The following is a 19983-nucleotide window of genomic DNA, read 5'->3' on the forward strand; positions in this document are numbered from 1 at the left end:
GGTTCCCAATTCATTATGTCAGTATGGGAGAAGCCATTGCAATAACAATCAGCAATATTACCCGCCTTTCCAGGAGAAACAGTTTCTACTTATTGTGAAAGCTCTCAATCAAGCGGAGGTGGAATAACCGTGGCCTCCGCTCGTTTTACTCCTCTTCAGAGTCCAGCACAGTAAATGTTCTGGCAATTTCCTGAATCTCTTCCTGTGACGGTGTTCCTTGCTCCTCCGGCACCTCAGCTTCGAATCCATATCTATTATCATTTTCAAATACCCGCATCGAAAAAGTAAAGCTCTCCTCCCCTTCGGACAGCTGATAATATCCCGTGCCGCCCTCTTTTAGTTCCATTTCTTTGTACGAGCTGCTCTCTGTAAACTCCGCCTTGTTACTGTCCTCATGACTTCCAAATACTAGAACGTTATGACTGTCATCAAAATTCTGTAAAACTCTGCCGTCTCCGTTGTCCGATTCCTGCTGCGGCTCCCAGTCAGCCGGATAATCGATCTGATAGCCAAAGCGGGCATTTGTATAACGCTCGGTATCTTCCGCCGGGGACTGATCCGGATTGCTGTTTGTATTCTGTTCCTCTCCGTAGACGGAGGTATACTCTCCGTTCTCGTAAACTTTAAACCGATCAACGGCTCCGGTCCCTCCGGCTTCTGAAAGCTCTTGTGATGTTAATTGGACTGTATAATAGGCTCCCTGCTCGTCTTCCTTCAAGTCACCGCCAAGATCATCGAACCGTATGTCTTCACCGAAGTCTTCATGCTGCTTCACTGTTTCAATCGCTTCTTCCCCTGAAGCTACTGCTGCTTCCTCCTTTTCGCTCTCTGGTGAATTTCCACTTTCGCTTTCATTATCACCATTTTGATGTTCAGCGAGAAACTCCCATGTATTTAATCCAAGGATGCTGTTTATATTCAGCAAATATCCATGTGCATTTAAGGCAGCCCGCATGATCGCTACGCCCTTTGCTGGGTCCTCGTTTGATACCGCCATTTCAGCTGCCACGGTAGTATGTATACTCGTCTCCAACTCATCTGATTCACCATTGTTATTTGATGCCAGGACTCCCGTCGGTGCTATGATTATACCAGCAGCAGTAATCGCGGAGAGTTTCCATTTCGAAATACGTTTCATTAGTATTCCTCCTTTATCCTATCACCAACTTTTTTCCCATCAATATACCATTTCCAAACATTTCAAATCATTCACATTGCATTTATATTATTTAATGATATAATATTTTATAACCTATCATTAAATGATATGAAAGGAGGCCTATTTTGGGACGCAAGGACAGTCTGGTTTCCGGTGATTTAACGGATACGCACTATTACATTCTTTTAGCATTGATGAAGCCAAAGCACGGCTATGCCATTATGCAGACTATTGCTGATTTAACAGAGGAAAGGGTCAACCTGGGGCCCGGGTCGGTATACACGATGACTCAGAAGCTTCTGCACGCCGGTTATATCGAGCTATGGAAGGAAGCGGAACAGCGAAAGGTCTATATAATTACAGAGACAGGAATCGACGTCTTTCAGCAGGAAGTCCGTCGCCGGGAACAGATGGTACATCACGGAAAAGAAGCCCTACAACAGAAAGGAGTGCCTTTACCATGGCCAAACGAAAATACATGATGAGCAGCGGCCTCGCCTTTTCGGAAAACAAAGATATGAAAAAGCTGGAGCAGCAGGCTGGCAAAGGCTGGCATCTGGAGCAGTTTGGATTTATGGGCTACAAGCTGAAACACGGACAGCCTGCAAGCATGCAATACGAACTGGATTACCGTGTCCGTCCCGATTCGGATTATTTTCAGCTGTATCAAGATGCCGGCTGGCAGCATGTATGCTCCGAAGAAGAAACGACGCATATTTTCCGTGCTCCCCCTGAAACGAAACCTTTATATACGAAGCAGCAGGATAAGCAGGACGTCTATCAACAGCAAAAGCAGCAGTTTGGTCGATGGGCGCTCGTGTCGCTGGTATTTTTTCTGATCCTCGTTACTGTGCTCTGGATTCTATCATCGCTGTTTCCTTCTTCTTCGTGGTTTAGTATTATTGATACTGTTGCGACAATGCTTGCGTTAATTCCGCTCATTTTTACCGCACTTCCTTATTTTGGCTATCTGTTTAAAGTGCGCCAGCTTCAGCAAAAGCAAGAGGCGTAGAAATATAAGAAAGTCACGAAGAAAAAACCTCCGTGTACTAAATAGAACAATCCAGAAAATGTAAACCGTCGGGAGGCATAATCCTGACGGTAATTTTTATGTTCACACTTTGTAAAAAAGTCTTGCGCTAAACTATTTTTAGCCGAAGAAAAATGAAGCGGCTACGAACCCCGCTATAATTACAAGAATAAGTATGCCTGTTCCCTTCCAGCCCAAACCGGTAACGAGATCCACAAGGCCTCCGCTCCCTGCGCGGTGAAAGGAATCATTCATATTACCAGTGGGATTTCGCTTTAATTCCTCCTGTCTTAGCCTTTCTCTTCTTTTTTCTTCCTCTTCTTTATTTTCACTCATTTGAATACCTCCGCTATTGTTACATCTAATAAATGACAGGGCCTTTTCCTGTTCTGTTGATGAATACCGAATATATCTTATATTTAAGCTTTACGCATTCATACATAAAACGCCACATACCCGGATAGAATCATCAATGCAAAAATGAGGAGGGTCATGCCGTACGTTTTCGCTTCCACTGCCCGAGTGGAATGCTGCTGAAGCCAATACGGATAAACAAAGAATGCTACCGGAAGCAGGCCGAGAAAAATTGAAAATAAAACCACCGCAACCACACCTAAGATATCTATCGGAGTCCCTCCTCTCTCTATTTTCTCGCTCCATTCATTATGTCAGGAGTGTTCATCATGGCGATGCTTTTGACTCCATGTGAAGTCTAAGAAGAGAAAGAGGCCGACCACTGCAATCGAACCAATCAATCCTCCTATCCATTTAAGTCCGGGTAATTGGATAACTCCCAAAAGTGCAATGATCGTTACCGGCAGCAATGAAATCCACATCCACCGAAACAAATAGACAGGCGACTGCTGCACTATAATTCCTCCTCCCCCGTATTAATACGCTCATACGATTGATCACGTACAACGACCGTCTCAGGACTTATGCGAACCAGAACCCAAGCCGGATCGCCCAAAACTTTTGTAAATCGTGAATCCCAATGCTCCGGAGTCCCCATGTATTTGAAGAACAACCGGGAAACCCGTTCACGATCATGAGCAAGAAGGCTGCCCCAGCCCCGGATGCCTGCGTGCTGAACGAGACCGGTTGTAGGGTTGAAATCCACGATACCAAGCACACATCGGGGTTCGCTTTCAATCCGTGCAGGAAACGAATCGGTTCGCGTATTCCCAAGAATCCAAATCTCCTTGTTCTCCCATAAAAACCATACGGGAGACTCCCGGGGCCCGTCTTCATGCATTGTAGATAAATGAGCAAATAACGGTCACTGCAAAAGTTCATCCACAAGCTTTTCCGGATCGTCGGGGGTCGAGGCATCACGTAAGATTTTCATCAGATCATTCCTTTCTTCCTCGGGTTATTCTTCACAAGAAAAAGCATATGTTTCGGACTTCTTATTTGTTCCTTTTGCCATCAATGCTTTGCAGGCTTTCCCATTCTTTTCTTAATATGCCCATTTTGATCGAGTCATAGTAGCTTCCCTGCCAGTATCTCGCCTCCCGAATACGGGCCTCTTCCTTCATCCCTAATTTTTTAGCGACCTGCACCATGCGTTCGTTCGCTGACCAGGTAGTCATGCCTAAGCGGTGAAGATCTGTGTAGTGAAATAAATAATCAATCCATAAGCGAAATGCCTCTGTTCCATAACCCCCGTTCCAATAGGCAGAATCGTAAATGACAATACCTGTTTCCATCTAGTATGTATTGGCATCCACCCAGTAAGCTCCTGTATAACCAATCGCCTGGCGGTCAGCAATAATAGCCAATGCAGCAGGGATACCGGGAAAAATTTCTGCCAGCCACTGCTCTTGATAGGAGGAAAAGGAAATGAAATTTTCCTCGATATACGGCGCATTCCATTTTTTTGCTGCCTGATGCTCGTCGATGTATTTCCATTCGTACAGCTGCTTTATGTCGGTCTCGTTGGCTTGCCTTAAAAATACTTTATTACCATCTAGTTCACTCATTCTCTGCTCCTTTTGATCTTCCGAAAAATTCTTCTATTATAAAGCTACATCAAAGCTAGTTACATAAACTGCCCGGCCGGTAATATTCACATCAACATTATCCTTTTGCCTTGTCACCTGCACGTGAACCCGTCCATCTTTATTCACCTCCTGGCCCTGCTCTATAGTAAGCTGCAGAGGCGAACGAAAGCTTTCATCAATATAGGCCGCCCAATAAGCTCCCATAACCCCGGAAGCCGTGCCTGTGACAGGATCTTCCACTGTCCCCGAATACGGAGAGGAAAAATGCCTCGCATGCATATCAGCTGCTTTATCATACGTCTTTAGACAAAACGGATGAATGGAAGCTTCAGGCATTTTCGTAAGCACATCTGGAAACGCTGAATTATCAGGCCTCATCCTTTCAAAGCTGTCTATATGAACAATCGGCACCAGCAGTGTCCACGTTCCGGTGCTGCCATAGACAATGGGCAGATTATTGTGAATGTCATTTTCCTCTATCCCCATCGAAATGGCCAGAGAAGCCCGGGATCCATGAAACATTTCAAATTCAGGCGTTGCCTGGGTCATCGTAATTGTGTGCTGATGAGCAGACGTTTGTACTATAACCGTTAAAATACCAGCCCTCGTTTCTACCGTGATACGCTCTTTATCCCCAAGCAGCCCTTTACTTTTTAATGAATAAACGGAAGCCAGCGTAGCATGACCGCACAAATTCATTTCGTGGCCCGGTGTAAAAAAGCGCAGTCGTATATCTGCTGATTCAGAAGATAATACAAAGGCTGTTTCATTAAACCCAACCTTGTATGCCACTTTCTGCATTTCTGCTTCTGTCATATGGTCTCCGTCAAAAACAACACCTGCCGGATTCCCTTTATGCGGCACCTCACTAAACGCATCATAATGGTGAACACGGAATTTCTGCATATTTTTCCTCCCCGTCTGTGAAAATCTATAGCAGCATGAAAATATTAGCCTTTGCAACTATTAATTTTACTTATATAAAAATAGAACGTTAAAATGATATTAATTGCTCTTCCAAGCCAAGGAGGTAGAAATCATGGTTTTTGATTTATCCGGTGAAAAACATATGGCGCCCATGGTGGGACTACTGTACGGGGCGGTCAAAGAAAATAACCAGCGGCTAATTTCTATTACGAAAGGAATGACCCGGGACGAACTGGAATATCAAGGTCCGGCCGGCAAATTCAACAGTACCGCTCAGCTTATCAATCACCTTACGTACGTGGATATCCATTGGGTTTACCGAATCAAAGGCGAGGTCCTTCCTTATTCCCTGGAGAAAGCCTATGGTCCAGCCCGGGACGACCAGGGGAACATTCCTCTTGTACAGGGCTTTTCTCTGCATACGCTCGTGTCTCACTATGAGCAGGTGATCAGTGAACTGGCCGATGTGTGTGTTCAGCTGACCGATCAGGATTTAACTTCCATCGTTTCTTTTAGCCACGAAAATGAAAAACAGGCTACGATACGCTGGGGACTCTGGCACATAGCCGACCACAGCCGGTATCACCAGGCCAACATCAATCTGCTGCGTCAATGGTATGCCCAGCTTTCTTGAATACAGGCTCCCTGCTATTTCGTTCCATTCTACAATACTGTTCCTCATTCAAGAACTTTTACTTTAATCGCGTACGTGACCTCTCCCTCATAATCTGAGCCGGACCACTGAGTGTGCATTTCATACATATACGTGCCGGCTTCTTCCGGTAACTTTAAAGACGTTTTATCTTCAAGTGTTTCAGCTTTTTCCTGTTCTTGCCCGCGCTTCCAATAACCAACAATTTGGTCCGGGTTCCGGCCATTCTCAAAACGGATGTCCACTGAGTTTCCACTATCAGCTTCCACTTGCGAAGGGTGATCAGCGACAGCTTGAAGCCCCGTTCCATCGGTTTGGATTGTCTGCTGCTCTCCTTCCGGCAGTTCAACGTTCCATGTACTTGTAACGAAGGACAGATCATGCTCCTGACCACCAGCAATAGCTGTCACATCCGGAGCAGAAGGAGGCACTTCTCCACTTGTTTCCTCCCCAGCTGCTTCACATCCCGCAGGAAACATTACCGCAAGCAGCACAAAACTTTTCCATGGCTTCATTTACGCCCCTCCTTCAGGAAAAGGTGTCTTCAAGTACCCAATTTACTTTATCTTCTCTCTATGATACTTTTTTACAATAAATAGGGAAAGACAGGATTACTTGTTTTTCTTTCAGAAAAATCGAATTTTATTGGAGGCTTTCCTTTGGCTACTGACGCTGTTTTATTTGATTTAGACCAAACGCTGCTCGACAAACAACAAACACTATCGCTTTTCGCTGAATATCAGCACGAACATTTTGCATTGCATCGTTATGCATACCTGCAGACGTTTAAAGATATCTTTATATCCTTGAATAATCAGCTGTTGCCTAAAACTGTCGTTTATCAGGAGATTGGCCGTCAATGTGGTATTCCAAAGAAATTTCTTGAGCAGTTATTACAAAATTTAAATGAGTGCTATCCCAAATTCAGCGAAGGCTTTCCAGGATTACACCACATGCTTGCAGCTTTACATAAAAAGAATTATAAAATAGGAATTGTCACCAACGGCCGTGATTTTTACCAGCGTAACAAAATAACTTCTTTAGCCATTCAACAGTATCTGGATCTCATCGTCACCTCGGGCCAACTCAATCTTCGCAAACCTGACCCCAAAGTATTCCAATATGCACTGGATTATTTGCGAGTTCAAGCTGCAAATACAGTATTTATCGGAGATCATCCCGAAGCGGATATTTTCCCCGCTAAAAAACTGGGTATGCTTACGATTCACAAAACAACAAACGCCTCTCCCTGTGCTCACGCTAGTACAGATCGTCTTGAGGACATCCCCCGGATAATTGGAAAACTGAACGAATAGGAAGCGTAAAAAATATAGTTGAATAAAGGAGAAACTCCCATGAACGGACACATCCATCATATTGAGCTTTATGTATCCGACCTCGAACGGTCGACGGCCTTTTGGAAATGGCTGCTGCAAGACCTTGGCTATCATATCTATCAGCAATGGCCGGAGGGCATCAGCTTCAAATTGGCTTCCTCCTACATCGTATTTGTACAGACGGAGGATCGTTTTTTGGATGTTTCTTATCACCGGCGCCGGACGGGGTTGAACCATATTGCCTTTCATGCCCGGTCGAAATCTCATGTGGATCAAATGACCGGGAAGCTGCGGTCAGCGGATGTACCCATTCTTTATGAAGACCTGCACCCCTTTGCCGGCGGAAACGAGCACTACGCAGTCTATTTTGAAGACCCTGACCGTATTAAAGTAGAGCTTGTGGCTCCAGCAGGAAGCTGAACCCCGTCGATGAAAAAGTATTTTGGGCTTCGCTTGTAAAAATAGCTTCTCATAAAAAAAAACTCCCAAGTTTATCAGGAGTTCTAACAGCCAGTTTAGGAGGCTTTATTCGGTTTGTCTGGATTTTTTCGTTTATCCTTCGTTTCAATATCTTGTTCCTCCCGGAGTGCTTTAAACAGGGAGTACACCATCAGTATCATCACGATAGAAAAAGGAAGCGCCGATATAATCATGACATTCTGCAGCGCATCTATTCCTCCGGAATACAGCAGCACAGCCGCTGTTGCAGAAAGCATGATTCCCCATGTGAACTTCACCACAGCTGAAGGATTCATTGCTCCATTGGAGGTTTGCATACCCAGCACGAAGGTGGCAGAGTCAGCCGAAGTAATAAAGAATGAAACAATTAGCAGCAGTGCAATAGTAGACATAACGGTGCTAAGCGGGTATTGATCAAACACGCCGAAAATCGCTTCTTCAGGAGCAAGCGAAGCAATGTCTGCCATACCGGTGCTCTGAACGTTCAATGTGGCTCCGCCAAACAGCGAGAACCAGATAAAGCTGACAATCGACGGCACTAGAATAACTCCGATAGTGAATTCCTTCAGGGTTCGTCCTCTCGACACACGAGCAATAAATATTCCTATAAAAGGCGTCCACGAGATCCACCAGGCCCAGTAGAATATCGTCCATGCATTAATCCACTCTCTTGTACTTTCAGACGCAGGGGCGATTCGGAAGCTCATTTGCGGAAGCGTCTGTATATAGGTACCGAGCGTATTCGTGAACAAATTCATGGAAAATAACGTCGGTCCGACAAAAAGCATTAAAACAAACAGAATGATCGTTAAGTAGATATTCGCATTACTCAAGGATTTAATTCCTTTATTCAGCCCAGTATACGCCGACACTAAAAACATGGCAGTAATAACGACAATCACAATCAGCTGCATCGTGTAGTTGTTCGGTGTACCAAACAAATAGGACATACCGCCGGAAACTTGAGTAACCCCGATACCAAGAACCGTGGCAATCCCCGACACTGTGGTAATCAGGGCGACAATGTCCACTACTTTTCCACCGATGCCTTTTTCATTCATAATTGGACTGAGCATAGCGCTCACCATGCCGGGTGCGCCCCGGCGGAACGTAAAGTAGGCAAAACAAATACCTGTAACACCGTATATGGCCCATGGGTGTATGCCCCAGTGCAGAAACATGTAGCGCATCGAATCGAGAAGTGCTTCCTCCGTTCCTGCCTCTGCTTCCGGGGCACTCGTTGCGTAGTGCGAGACTGTCTCCGCCCCGCTCCAGAATACAAGGCCGACTCCCATCCCGGAGCTGAACAGCATCGCAAACCAGGTGGGATAGCTGTATTCCGGACGATCCTCCGGCCTTCCGAGACGGATATTTCCATACCTGCTGAAAATAAAATAAATACATAAAAGCACGCATCCTGACACAAGTAAAAGATAATACCAACCAAAATGTGTCGATACAAATGCTCTCACTGCAGAGCTTGCATTAAAAAAAGATTGCGGAATTGCGACTCCGACAACCGCCATAATAAGCAGTATTACTAAGGCTCCGTAAAACACAAAGCCTACTCTTGGTTTTTGATTATCCACGACGGGGGCTCCTTCCTTTTTCAACAGCGGCTAAAAACGTGGAACTGATCACTACGAAAACCTTTCGTTTGAAGCTAAAATAAGTGTTTCCCGCGGTGTTCACCGTGTAAACCCTCTATCTGCGGACCTAATTGATAAATCAATACCCGGTAAAGGTTTATAGCCCTGGATACTTTTTAGTTCTGCATTATGCGGAACGGTGAATGAGTCATCGGCTCCGACAACAAAATACACACCACGGCTTCCAAAAAGCCATGGTGCGTATAGAGCGCATCTAGCCGGTACTCAATTAATCTATTCCAATCAGCCGACCGGTCATTTAAGGGGAGTAGTTATACTGGAATACCCTTTCTCTGCCAAAGAGCCTCGTGACGTTACGGATCCACGACGGCTGCTTTTCACACGACCTTAGGTTATTAATCGTTCCCTGGTGGCCTTTTACTTTTCCTAAAGTCTCATTTATAAAAATGGATTACCGTATTTTTCAGCGTATTCGTAAAAGCCGTACCGGTACATATACATTGTCTTTTCAATTTCTTCTGCCGTGTCAAAATTAACCATGTGCAAAACCAGCTCGGTAAATTCTATAGGTGCCGTTCCGTTTGCGGTCACCAGGTTTTTATCCTTAACAGCCTGATCTTCCATAAATTCTACATCCGGCTTATAGTTTTCGTAGTTCTGCCAGAAGTAAGCCGAATTGCCCGTATGCTTGAAATGATTTAAAAACCCATTCTTTGCTAAATAATCTACTGCTCCGCATATGGCACCAACCGGAGTATTTTTATTGAACGCTTGGTCCACTAAACTATAAATATCATCGCTTTCAATACTCCACGTGTTGCCCCCAATTAATACCAGCAGATCGAAATCCGGATGATTGTTAACTTTATAATCCACCGCTGTTTTAAAGCCGCCGATGGAAGTCACCTGCTCATGCAGAGAAATTGTACTAACAGCCCACTCCCTGCTTTCGTTCAGCGTTGCTGACAAATATGCGGCTTCCCAATCAGCGTACTCATCTAAAAGCAGAAATATTGCTTGCTTCACAGCAGATCCCTCCAAAATAATTTTTTAGGACATTGCATATGACAGCTGCAGTCAAACTGAAACACACTTAATCTTCCTCAATCCATGCCGGGTTCCATACAATTTCCCATAGGTGGCCGTCCGGGTCCTGGAAATGTCCGGAGTACCCTCCCCAGAACGTCTCGTGTGCCGGGTCCGTGATAAAGGCCCCTGCACGTTCCGCCTTCTCCATAATCGCCTCCACCTCCGCTTTACTGTTCACATTGTGACCAAGAGTGAATTCCGCAGGATTTGGCTGGCCGGCCTCGACGCCGGCTTCATGCGCAATACTTTCACGCTTCCAAACAGCGAGCTTCAGACCTGCCTGCAGATCAAAAAAGGCTACCGCTCCGTTCTCAAATTCCTCTCCGACAATTCCTTCAGTAGGGAAACCCAGCCCATCACGATAAAAGTGCACCGATTTTTGCAGGTTCTCTACACCAATAGTAATGACAGACACATTTGGCTTCATCACCATCATCTCCTTGTACAGGTCTCTCCTTATTGCAGTGGAAAAGCTTTACTAATCCAGCTGTTTAATAAATTTTGCCGGATTTCCTCCCACCAGTGTGCGCGCAGAAACGTCTTTGGTCACGACTGCTCCCGAAGCAATCACTGCGCCGTCTTCAATGCGGATGCCGGGATTGATTATGGCTCCTCCCCCGACCCATACATTGTGACCGATCGTCACAGGCGCTCCGTATTCCTGGAGCGTCGCGCGGGCCGCTTCCTCCATTGGATGGTTCACGGTATATATATGCACTCCCGGTCCCAGCATTACCCCGTCACCGAACGTAATTGGCGCTTCATCAAGCATGACGCAGTTGACGTTGGCGAAAAAGTGGTCCCCAAGGTGAATATTGTAGCCGTAGTCGCACCAGAACGGCGGCCCGATACGGGCTTTTTCTCCCATCGTTCCTACGATGTCCTGTAACAGCTGATTGCTTCTTTCCTTTTCCCGGACGCTGATCGAGTTGTATTCTTCAAGCAAAAGCTTCATTTGCAGCCGCTCCGCCTTAAGCTCAGGGTCATGCGGTAGAAACAGCTCGCCGTTCATCATTTTTTCCTTCTCGCTTTTCATTCGAACACCTCTTCTACTTTATTTCATGAGCATTCAACACCTCTATAAGCCCACTATACCACTGTTATTACGCGCAGGAATATTTGTTTTACGGAATGTTCCAGAAATTGCTTTTCTTTTTTAACACAGTTGTATTAAAAAATGTTATACTTGCTTTAATTTCTAAACCTCGAGGTGTTCTATGCCAAAGATCATTGACCACGAAAAGAAAAAAGAGCAGATTGTGGAGTACACGTGGCAGTCCATTGTGAACAGCGGTGCAAAAGGCGCGACGGTTAGAACTATCGCAAAGCTCGCGGAAATGACGCCCGGGCAGATCCGCTACTACTTTCCCACTCACAGTGCGCTGCTCGATGCAGTCATGGAAAAAGTAAATCATAAAGTGGCACAAAGAATTCAGGAGATATTTGACCAGGAAGATTTAACCGAAAAGGAACGGGTCATTCAGGCAATACTCGCAGTTCTCCCTTTAGACGATGACCGCTACGCGGATATGGAAGTGTGGATGGCTTTTCAGTATGAACTCCATGAAGCAGGAACGAATTCCATGGGAGACGAAATACGTCTGCTCATTCAAAAATCCTTACAATATTTAAGCGAAAAAAAGATGCTTCAGGAGGAGCTGCCTGTCGAGCTGACTACAATGCGTGCTCACGCCCTCGTTGACGGGCTGGCCCTGCACAAATTGTTAACCCCTGACCGTATAAATAATGAACATGCCGCTAAATTGATTCGTAACGAAGTTCATTCCTGGCTGAAGGAGGAGTATAGATGAATTTCATACTGCTGCTGATTATTGGAATCGAAATAGCCTTCTGGATAGTTATTGTCGCCGGATTAATTATTCGCTACGTGTTTCAAATGCCAAGGCTGGGGTTATTCTTTCTCGCCTTAACACCCGTACTGGATTTGATTCTGCTGATTGCGGCCTCCGTGGATCTGATGCGCGGGGCACTAGCTACCACGGCTCATGCCATTGCTGCTATCTACATTGCGGTCTCCATTGTTTTTGGAAAGCAGATGATCCGCTGGGCCGACGAACGGTTCAGGTATTATATTATGAGGCAGGGCGACAGGCCGTCCCGGCTTTACGGCTATGCCTATTCCCGAAAATACTTTAAGGACTGGCTCAAGCACGTCCTGGCGTATGTTCTTGGAACGGGACTCCTGTGGATAGTTATTTTTCTCGTGAATAACGCAGACAGAACGGAAGCTTTGAGCAGCACTATTAAACTATGGTCTCTCATCGTAGTGATCGATTTGATTATATCCATTACGTACTTTATATGGCCACGCGAGGCGAAATATAAAGAAGAAATTCATCAATAACACGCCTGTAGAAATTTTTATGAAGATTTACATTTAAATATTATCGTGGCATAGCCGATCACAGAAGCAGCGAGAAACAGCATATGATAGCCAAACGACCCAGCAATAACTCCGGAAAAAATGGATCCCGCAGCCTGGCCCAGAGCGAGCATTAAAAACGGCAGGCCCAGTCCAATAGAAGGATTCGTTCGAAACACTGAGACACCCCAAACTATCAGAACGCCGGTGATGAAGACATACGAGCTCCCGAAAAGAAACGGGGACAAAAACCCAACAACGGGGCTTCCGGGCCAGCTTCCGAGGAGCAGGGATGCAGTAGACAGCGTTACGACTGAAAGCCTGAAGGCGTGCATAATGCCAAACCGGTTAATAACGATCCCGGCGGTCCCGCCCAATAAGCCTGCCAGACCGATGATTACCCAGAGCCAGTCTCCCAGATAGGCGGGCACCCCGTCCAAATTGACGATAAAATCTCTCGAAAAGGTCCAGTATGCCGCCGAAGAAATGCCTAAAAACAGGGAGGCCAGGATCAGTGGGACGGACTGCTTCCATTCCTCCTTTACAAACCCTGCGGAGCTCTGTTCTTCAAACGTCTGTGTACGGGGAAGCACTTTATAGTTGGCAGCCAGCACGATAATAGCGATCACCATAAAGATTATATACGTCTCCCTCCAGCTCTCCACCATCATAATCGCAATAGCCCCGGTGAATGCTGTTCCTATGCTTGTACCGGAATTGATCCAGGCATTCGTCTGGTTCTGCGCTCTTGATTCGACGCTCGTATTTACGATACTGGCATACGGTGGCGAGGATAAGCCCGTACTCATCCCTGCTAAAAATATCCCCGCCCCCAGCCCTACTGGAGTTAAAGAAACGGAGATGACGCCGAGCCCAATAATCGAGAGGGCCCCCGCTGCCACCAGGATAAACCTGGAGCTAACCGTGCGTGAAAACATCATCGCTGCTACTATGGCTATACAGTATGCCACATAGGACAAAGAAGAAATGATTCCACTCGTGGATTGGCTCATATGGAGTGCCTCATTAATATAGGGAAGCATCAGCCCGTAGCTGAACCGGGACAGCCCGTAGGTCACCGCAATCATAGGCAGGCCGGCAAGGATTAGTTTATTTGCATTCATGTTCGTTCGCTCCTTTTATTTATTTATTGATCGTTCATTCAATAGTTAGTTAAAAAATAAGAGCCATCAGCATTGATAACGATGCTCTTTTCTATATCTATTCGCTGTCCGCCTGCATGCTTTTTACCAAATCGAATGCCGATGCTTCTACTTCCTTCATCTCCAAAATCTGAGCCATGGACGTAATTCCCTCCATGATCAGGACCAGCTGCGTTCCGAGCGTTTTGGGAGCATTAAAGAACTTGATGTCACGCTCAATTTTATTTAACAGGGTTGTTTTATGATCTTTACTCATAGCAGTAATCTCTTCGTTGACTCCCTCATATTCCTGCTTCGCTCTTAAGAACAGGCATCCATTAAAGCCGTCCGTTTTCATCCAGTCCACGTGGGCCTTAATCAGTGATTTTGCGTAATAATTAAAATCACTCTTTTTATCGATCGCCTCTTCTATAAAGTCAAAATACCGCATTTCCCGGCGCTTTAATATTTCTATAATCAACACTTCTTTGGACTTAAAATGATAGTACATCGTCATCGGTGCCACTCCGACTTCATTCAAAATACTTTTAACCCCGACAGCATGAAATCCGTGCTGATAAAAGAGGCCTTCCGCAGTGTTCAATATGACCTCTTTTTTCGATGCCGCTTTCATAGGAGCCCCCCCTTTTGTTTATTGAACGTTCATTATAATAAATCTTAACATATTCTACGTCTAAATGTTAATTTATTGTTTTTTCTTTCTGATTTTTTCTGCCGTATCATTTAGAAATTCGTCTATGTTATATTCTTTATAATCATCACGAATTTCAGCAATAACCGTGCTTTTCGCTTCCTGTTCTGTCTTTCCTTCCTTCATTAAATCCAGTAATTTACCACTATAAGTGCTCTTGTACTCTTCTTCCCCCTCGGAAATATTTTCAGCATCCCCGCCCCAGATAATACCGACAATTTCTTCTAAAAACTCCCGATATTCCATATCGCTTCCCCTTTCCGAATAATATTTGATAATTCAATTATACTTTATCCTTTCAAACGTGCGTTAAAGAAATTTTCAGAAAACAAATTATAGCCGTACTCTTGGCTTTTTGATGAAAGCATTTAAAGGGAATAGCGATACCACCACTGCGAAAAACAAATCGCCGGTATGCTTTTTGGTATAGTCATACGTACTGGAAATGAAGCGTGTACTCTGGAGGTGCCTCTGATGAAGTTTCTTTCTTTTATTGTGCTTTTAATTGTTACGTTAATTCTCAGAAAAAGGTGTTTTAACTATTTTACAAATCGAGAAATCGCTTCTCTTTCCGCTGTCAGCGAAAATGATCCAGCTGTAAAGGTAACTCAACAAAGAATCGACACGCTCCCCCTTCCTGTAGCGAAGTGGCTCACAAAGGTTGGTATAGCAGGCAAACATGAAATACAATCGGTACGATTAAAACAAACGGGATTAATGAAATTAAATCCTGCCCAGAAAAAGTGGTATCCATCAAACGCGGAACAATATATCGCAGTCAATGAACCAGCGTTTCTCTGGAAGGCGGAAATAAAAATGCTTCCCTTCATCAAAGTAGTCGGAAGAGATCTTTTCACGCATGGCACAGGACACATGACAATTAAAATAGCTTCGCTTATTCCAATTGTAAATATCACTGATAATGAAAAAATAAATCAGTCTACCCTGCAAAGGTATTTGCTTGAGCTGCCCTGGTATCCCTCCGCTGCGCTCCGACCATACATTCAATGGAAGCAGATCGATGAGTTTTCTGCCGAAGCTACGATGGATTATAACGGTGTTTCAGGGTCCGCCATTTATCAGTTTAGCGCTGACGGAAGTGTAGAAAAAATTAGCGCTCTGCGATACAAAGACAGTAGTAAAAATGCAAGACTTTTGGAATGCGTCGGGGAAGTTGTAGAAAATTCCACTTTTGAAGGAATAGAGATCCCTACAACGATAACTGTTTCATGGATGTTAGAAGAAGGGAAATTCACGTGGTACAGAGTAGAAGTAAAAGATATAAGATTTAATGAACAACCATGAACAAAGCAAAGGACTCTCTCTTTATCCACACAGAGACAGTCCTTTTCGTATTCACGATTTAAAGAAGTGCTTTACCATAAGCACCCAGAACGGGATAACAATGATGAGAAGTAAAACAATAGCAGCTGCTGATAATAGATTGGAAATAAGAGAGTTTTGAACAATCATTAAATAAATATTAAAAAAAATAACAGCCGTGAGAAAAATTCCTCCTATGACTGACCCGGTATTTATCGTTTGTTTCAATTAAACACCCCCAACTATAGAAAAGAACGAACCCGCGCCAGGTTCGTTTTATCCATTATGAAAATTCCAGTAAACCCTGAAGCGGGACAACGATGTTATTGTCTTACTCATTATAGCATTTGCCAAGCCTTTGATTAAGAAATAACTGTTGAGGATACCGAAAGTTTACAATAAAATATGTCTTTATATGAGTGAACCACTTGATTGATTATCTTCTTTTTCTACGCTTTTTGCTTCTTCCACAAGCGTATGAGTAACGTAAATTAATCCAATACTAACAAAGATAATAATGAATAGATTTACTACAATACTCCATAAACCATGCACGGGGAGGTATGAAAACAGCCAGGCTATCGGGAGCAGAAAGATAAGATCATATGTATTAATTTGAGCAAAAGTATTTTCAAGAGTTTCCTGCTCTTTATCTCTCATACTTACCTCCCTCCTGCTTTAGCCTAGTTGTTTTTAACTATGAAGCACGGCTGCTGACTTCTGGTATTTCTGTATATATACAATTAAATCGCTGACCCACAATTTTTATTATCATTCATTGATCTGATCGCCGCGGATAGGATGGCAGCCGTTAGCAAATTTCATACTGATAGATTTTCCATAAAGAAAATCTGCTTGGGTCGAAAGCTGCATGTGCAGATGTGGTTCTGATGAATTGCCCGAGTTACCGCATTTTCCTATCACCTGTCCCATTGAGACACGCTCGCCCTTCCGCACCAGAATCGAACCAGGCTGCAAATGAGCCAAAACGCTGTACTCCTCGGAAGCATGATGAATAACCACCACATTACCCGCGAGCTCCTCTTCATTCATGACTCCCGGCTCGTTGTCCGGAATTCCATCTATTACTTCAGCTATAGTACCCTCTGCCGGTGCATAAATTGGTTGTTCGTAGGCCGTATAATGCTCGTTACATGCCGGCGATTTTTCATAGGTCTTCCCTTCCGTTTGAATTACCAGATCATACGCATAGCGTTGGTTGGATAAGTGGTGATGAGCGTTAGCCAGAGGATGATTTCCACCCCAGACAATTGTCCATCCCATCCCCGGCTGTACCGGCCAGCGATACTGTTTCCTGGACTCCTCTTTTTCGTCAACTGGATCAATAGCTACGGGCTGCATAACCAAGCCATGAATGAAGTGTTGATGGTCCATATATACCTCAAGCGCCCGTTCATTCCTGTCGTCGTTCCAAACGTACTGCACTAAATGTTCGTCTATCTGATATGAAAACAAAAGATTATATGCTGTTACACCTTTATTGAAGCCAGCGGCCATTTCCTGAAATTCATCGCTCGCAGCGAGCCCCTTAAAATCGTTCGTGGTTTGTTCATAAATGCGAACAAACTCGCCACGTAGAAATAAATTTCCAAATTCCTGGGGCGTTATTGGATGGTCCGGGAATGTAGATGTCATGATACTTTCCTCCTGACAGGTCATTTTGCGTTTCGTATTACTAACCATCCGGTTATTTTTTCGAGGTGCCTATCCAGGAAGTGCCCCAGGCAGCCGTCAGAATACAAATTACTATCAATCCAGCAGATATTACTGGCATGCCTAATTCATAGCCGAGCCCCAAACCTCCAGCTATAATTGCCGCTAATAATAAGGAAACCGGTATTATCAATTGTTTTCCCTTCACAGTTGGTCCCTCCGATCATCAGAAAATTTTATTCTTCATTGTTCATCGTATCAGGAGTCAGCAACAAAAGGAATATTATGGATACTATTTGTTTCGAATTAAAAAAGGTCCTTAGACATTTATCTAAGAACCCTTGTTAATCACTTCAAATTATTTTTTTATACGCAGTCTTACCATATTCCAGGACATGCGTGGCAGCTCTGCCTGCAGCTGCTTTTCTTCCAGCACAGCATTTCCATTTCTATGAGGAGCTACTTCTTCTTTCTCTTTCGTGTTCACCGCTTTCGGATCATCATGTTCAAGCACAATATGCTCCACTACCTCCGCCTGCTCAAATGAGCGCAGGTCATATGAAATAGATAAAGATTCTTCTAAATGCCTGTTGGTCATAAACAGCACAAGTTTATGACGTTCTTCATTTAAGACAACAGCGCTATCTAAATAAGGCACATCTGTAAACTCTTTGGAATCGTATTTATCCGAATGGATAATTGGCTGCAGCGCCTTTCCCCGTCCGTACACCGACAAATAATAAAACGGATAGTAAATCGTCTGCTTCCACGCTCTGCCCTGGTTTTCCGTCATGATGGGGGCGATCACGTTGACGAGCTGCGCCATGCACGCAATTTTCACGCGGTCTGCGTGGTTAATCAGCGTATGAACCATGTTAGCTACCAGCAGGGCGTCTTCGAAATTATAAACATCTTCCAGCTGCGGCGGTGCGACCTGCCAGGGCTCCAGTTTTTCATCCGCTTCGGTCGAATGAAACCATACGTTCCATTCATCAAAGCTGAGATTAATCGTTTTTTTGCTTCGTTTTTTGGCCTTGATGTAATCGCACGTGGAGATCACGGTACGAATAAACTGATCCATATCCAACGACTTCGCCAAAAAATTAGCCGTGTCATTATCGTGGTTCCCATAATATTGATGGAGCGATATATGATCGGCAAATTCGTAGGTGTGCGAAAGCGTAGTTGCTTCCCATTCCGGGAAGGTCGGCATCGCCGAATTCGAACTCCCACAGCTCACCAGTTCAATCGATGGATCCACAGTTTTCATCGCTTTCGCTGTTTCATAAGCGAGGCGGCCATATTCTTCAGCCGTTTTACCGCCGAGCTGCCAGGACCCGTCCATGTCATTGCCAAGACACCACGTTTTAATATTGTGCGGCTGTTCATAGCCGTGGCTTTTCCGCAGATCACTATAGTACGTGCCGCCGGGATGATTGCAGTACTCCAGCAGATATCTTGCAGCATCAATACCTCTAGTGCCAAGGTTTACAGCCATCATAACATCAGTGCCTGCCTTCGCCGCCCACTCGGCGAATTCATTGGTTCCTACTTCATTTGTTTCTATGGTGCTCCAGGCAAGCTCGAGCCGTCTTGGCCGTTCACTTTTTGGCCCGACACCGTCTTCCCAGTTGTACGCAGAAACCATGTTTCCCCCCGGGTAGCGGATAATGGGGACCTGCAGATCCCTGACTAACTGCAGCACGTCCTGACGAAAGCCCTGTTCATCTGCCTGTTCATGTCCCGGTTCATAAATACCGCCATATACAGCCCGTCCCAGTTGCTCGATGAAAGAGCCGTAAATGCGCTCATCCACTTTCGAAATGACAAAATCTTTATCGACAATAACTGAAGCTTTAGGTTGTTTTTTCACCATATTTTGTGTGCTCCCTAATAATTTTTTATCTTTTACTACTTAACAATTGGATTGGTTATGACCCTTCAGTATTTCCAGTTCTATAAGTGTTGAAATTGGTTCACTAAGATGAAAGTTTGGGAAAACAATTAATAACGCTTTCAAAATTTCAGTATGCAAGATTTTATAAGCATGCATTTTCTACATTAATCTCCCCCAAAAGAATCTCTAATTATTATTAATCGGGCTGAGTTGATAATAAAAATATGCTCGATTACGTTTTTTGAGAGCGTAAAATATTTTGTGTAAACGAGCGAACACGAAAAAAGGAAGTCCTTTTCTAGTAGAATGAAGTTAGCCGACCACATTCACAGAAAAGAGGACTTCCCTATGAATAATTTTACTACAGATATTGCTCACGCTCTAGTCCAACATCAGGATGTCAACGAGATCTTCCGATCTCATTTGGAACACGCCGTCAATCAGCTGCTTCAAACCGAATTAACGTCTTTTTTGGATTACGAGAAGTACGATGCGGCCGGCATTGGTTCCGGCAATTCCCGCAACGGCACGTACGAGCGCACGCTGAAAACCGAATTTGGGGAGCTGTCGCTGGCGATTCCCCGGG

General features: G+C 44.6%; 29 protein-coding genes. 9 read left to right on the top strand and 20 right to left on the bottom strand.

Annotation, left to right across the window (positions count from 1 at the left end; translation table 11 throughout):
• Positions 1-145: 145 nt before the first annotated feature.
• On the bottom strand, positions 146-1138 hold the full coding sequence (locus G548_RS18855) for a hypothetical protein (protein WP_022794539.1): 993 nt from the start codon (positions 1136-1138) through the stop codon (positions 146-148).
• Positions 1139-1284: 146 nt separating this feature from the next.
• Between G548_RS18855 and G548_RS0112745 the strand changes: the two genes are divergently transcribed.
• The gene (locus tag G548_RS0112745; protein WP_022794540.1) at positions 1285-1641 is read left to right on the top strand and encodes a PadR family transcriptional regulator; all 357 of its coding nucleotides are present in this window, start codon (positions 1285-1287) and stop codon (positions 1639-1641) included.
• Positions 1620-2171: a DUF2812 domain-containing protein gene (locus tag G548_RS18150; protein WP_022794541.1), complete on the top strand. Its 552-nt coding sequence runs from the start codon at positions 1620-1622 to the stop codon at positions 2169-2171. The genes G548_RS0112745 and G548_RS18150 overlap by 22 nt, the downstream gene beginning before the upstream one ends.
• A 138-nt stretch (positions 2172-2309) precedes the next feature.
• Here the strand turns inward: G548_RS18150 and G548_RS0112755 are convergent, their stop codons facing one another.
• The 7 genes from G548_RS0112755 to G548_RS0112780 form a co-directional block, all read right to left on the bottom strand.
• Positions 2310-2525 carry a DUF6366 family protein gene (locus G548_RS0112755; RefSeq protein ID WP_022794542.1) on the bottom strand — a complete coding sequence of 72 codons (216 nt, stop codon included), beginning with the start codon at positions 2523-2525 and terminating at the stop codon, positions 2310-2312.
• A gap of 98 nt (positions 2526-2623) precedes the next feature.
• The gene (locus G548_RS19255) at positions 2624-2791 is read right to left on the bottom strand and encodes a hypothetical protein (protein ID WP_156847943.1); all 168 of its coding nucleotides are present in this window, start codon (positions 2789-2791) and stop codon (positions 2624-2626) included.
• Positions 2792-2857: 66 nt separating this feature from the next.
• On the bottom strand, positions 2858-3058 hold the full coding sequence (locus G548_RS0112765) for a hypothetical protein (RefSeq protein ID WP_022794544.1): 201 nt from the start codon (positions 3056-3058) through the stop codon (positions 2858-2860).
• A complete protein-coding gene (locus G548_RS19580) occupies positions 3058-3321 on the bottom strand; it encodes a hypothetical protein (protein WP_245558602.1) in 264 nt (87 codons plus the stop codon). The genes G548_RS0112765 and G548_RS19580 overlap by 1 nt, the downstream gene beginning before the upstream one ends.
• Positions 3322-3598: 277 nt before the next feature.
• Positions 3599-3898 (bottom strand): GNAT family N-acetyltransferase, encoded by a 300-nt coding sequence (locus G548_RS19680; protein ID WP_342664631.1) that lies wholly within the window; start codon positions 3896-3898, stop codon positions 3599-3601.
• On the bottom strand, positions 3899-4171 hold the full coding sequence (locus G548_RS19685; RefSeq protein WP_342664632.1) for a GNAT family N-acetyltransferase: 273 nt from the start codon (positions 4169-4171) through the stop codon (positions 3899-3901).
• Between the two features lie 36 nt (positions 4172-4207).
• Positions 4208-5098: a PhzF family phenazine biosynthesis isomerase gene (locus G548_RS0112780; protein ID WP_022794545.1), complete on the bottom strand. Its 891-nt coding sequence runs from the start codon at positions 5096-5098 to the stop codon at positions 4208-4210.
• A gap of 133 nt (positions 5099-5231) precedes the next feature.
• Here G548_RS0112780 and G548_RS0112785 point away from each other — a divergent pair, with 133 nt between their 5' ends.
• Positions 5232-5753, top strand: coding sequence for a DinB family protein (locus G548_RS0112785; protein ID WP_022794546.1), 522 nt, complete (start codon positions 5232-5234; stop codon positions 5751-5753).
• A gap of 44 nt (positions 5754-5797) precedes the next feature.
• Here G548_RS0112785 and G548_RS0112790 read toward each other — a convergent pair whose 3' ends face one another.
• Positions 5798-6286, bottom strand: a complete 489-nt coding sequence (locus G548_RS0112790; RefSeq protein WP_022794547.1) for a hypothetical protein — start codon at positions 6284-6286, stop codon at positions 5798-5800.
• A gap of 144 nt (positions 6287-6430) precedes the next feature.
• Between G548_RS0112790 and G548_RS0112795 the strand changes: the two genes are divergently transcribed.
• Both G548_RS0112795 and G548_RS0112800 read left to right on the top strand, forming a co-directional pair.
• The gene (locus G548_RS0112795; protein WP_022794548.1) at positions 6431-7087 is read left to right on the top strand and encodes an HAD family hydrolase; all 657 of its coding nucleotides are present in this window, start codon (positions 6431-6433) and stop codon (positions 7085-7087) included.
• 39 nt (positions 7088-7126) lie between these two features.
• Positions 7127-7528, top strand: coding sequence for a VOC family protein (locus G548_RS0112800; RefSeq protein WP_022794549.1), 402 nt, complete (start codon positions 7127-7129; stop codon positions 7526-7528).
• A 95-nt stretch (positions 7529-7623) separates the two neighbouring features.
• Here G548_RS0112800 and G548_RS0112805 read toward each other — a convergent pair whose 3' ends face one another.
• The 4 genes from G548_RS0112805 to G548_RS0112820 form a co-directional block, all read right to left on the bottom strand.
• Positions 7624-9156 carry a BCCT family transporter gene (locus tag G548_RS0112805; RefSeq protein WP_022794550.1) on the bottom strand — a complete coding sequence of 511 codons (1533 nt, stop codon included), beginning with the start codon at positions 9154-9156 and terminating at the stop codon, positions 7624-7626.
• 459 nt (positions 9157-9615) lie between these two features.
• Positions 9616-10203 (bottom strand): type 1 glutamine amidotransferase family protein, encoded by a 588-nt coding sequence (locus G548_RS0112810; RefSeq protein ID WP_022794551.1) that lies wholly within the window; start codon positions 10201-10203, stop codon positions 9616-9618.
• Between the two features lie 67 nt (positions 10204-10270).
• Positions 10271-10693: a VOC family protein gene (locus tag G548_RS0112815; protein WP_022794552.1), complete on the bottom strand. Its 423-nt coding sequence runs from the start codon at positions 10691-10693 to the stop codon at positions 10271-10273.
• Between the two features lie 51 nt (positions 10694-10744).
• Positions 10745-11302, bottom strand: coding sequence for a sugar O-acetyltransferase (locus G548_RS0112820; protein WP_022794553.1), 558 nt, complete (start codon positions 11300-11302; stop codon positions 10745-10747).
• 181 nt (positions 11303-11483) lie between these two features.
• Between G548_RS0112820 and G548_RS0112825 the strand changes: the two genes are divergently transcribed.
• Both G548_RS0112825 and G548_RS0112830 read left to right on the top strand, forming a co-directional pair.
• Entirely contained in the window at positions 11484-12077 is a 594-nt protein-coding gene (locus G548_RS0112825; RefSeq protein ID WP_022794554.1) for a TetR/AcrR family transcriptional regulator, read from the top strand.
• Positions 12074-12631: a hypothetical protein gene (locus tag G548_RS0112830; protein ID WP_022794555.1), complete on the top strand. Its 558-nt coding sequence runs from the start codon at positions 12074-12076 to the stop codon at positions 12629-12631. The genes G548_RS0112825 and G548_RS0112830 overlap by 4 nt, the downstream gene beginning before the upstream one ends.
• 17 nt (positions 12632-12648) lie before the next feature.
• Here the strand turns inward: G548_RS0112830 and G548_RS0112835 are convergent, their stop codons facing one another.
• The 3 genes from G548_RS0112835 to G548_RS0112845 form a co-directional block, all read right to left on the bottom strand.
• The gene (locus tag G548_RS0112835; RefSeq protein ID WP_022794556.1) at positions 12649-13773 is read right to left on the bottom strand and encodes an MFS transporter; all 1125 of its coding nucleotides are present in this window, start codon (positions 13771-13773) and stop codon (positions 12649-12651) included.
• A gap of 97 nt (positions 13774-13870) precedes the next feature.
• The gene (locus tag G548_RS0112840) at positions 13871-14425 is read right to left on the bottom strand and encodes a TetR/AcrR family transcriptional regulator (RefSeq protein ID WP_022794557.1); all 555 of its coding nucleotides are present in this window, start codon (positions 14423-14425) and stop codon (positions 13871-13873) included.
• A gap of 72 nt (positions 14426-14497) precedes the next feature.
• Positions 14498-14749, bottom strand: coding sequence for a hypothetical protein (locus G548_RS0112845; protein WP_022794558.1), 252 nt, complete (start codon positions 14747-14749; stop codon positions 14498-14500).
• Positions 14750-14977: 228 nt separating this feature from the next.
• Here G548_RS0112845 and G548_RS18165 point away from each other — a divergent pair, with 228 nt between their 5' ends.
• Positions 14978-15808, top strand: coding sequence for a DUF6920 family protein (locus G548_RS18165; RefSeq protein ID WP_022794559.1), 831 nt, complete (start codon positions 14978-14980; stop codon positions 15806-15808).
• Positions 15809-16237: 429 nt separating this feature from the next.
• On the opposite strand, the gene G548_RS18170 is transcribed toward G548_RS18165, so the two are convergent.
• From G548_RS18170 to arfA, 4 genes are all read right to left on the bottom strand, one after another.
• Positions 16238-16486, bottom strand: a complete 249-nt coding sequence (locus G548_RS18170) for a DUF6007 family protein (RefSeq protein WP_022794561.1) — start codon at positions 16484-16486, stop codon at positions 16238-16240.
• Positions 16487-16597: 111 nt separating this feature from the next.
• Positions 16598-17482 carry a M23 family metallopeptidase gene (locus tag G548_RS18175; protein WP_022794562.1) on the bottom strand — a complete coding sequence of 295 codons (885 nt, stop codon included), beginning with the start codon at positions 17480-17482 and terminating at the stop codon, positions 16598-16600.
• 52 nt (positions 17483-17534) lie between these two features.
• Entirely contained in the window at positions 17535-17708 is a 174-nt protein-coding gene (locus G548_RS19260; RefSeq protein WP_022794563.1) for a hypothetical protein, read from the bottom strand.
• 150 nt (positions 17709-17858) lie between these two features.
• Positions 17859-19376, bottom strand: a complete 1518-nt coding sequence (arfA, locus tag G548_RS0112875; protein WP_022794564.1) for an arabinosylfuranosidase ArfA — start codon at positions 19374-19376, stop codon at positions 17859-17861.
• Positions 19377-19745: 369 nt separating this feature from the next.
• On the opposite strand from arfA, the gene G548_RS0112880 reads away from it, so the two are divergent.
• On the top strand, positions 19746-19983 hold a 238-nt coding region (locus tag G548_RS0112880; protein WP_022794565.1), incomplete at its 3' end, for a transposase.

Origin of the sequence: Marinococcus halotolerans DSM 16375 (assembly GCF_000420725.1) — a bacterium.
Classification (GTDB): domain Bacteria; phylum Bacillota; class Bacilli; order Bacillales; family Marinococcaceae; genus Marinococcus; species Marinococcus halotolerans.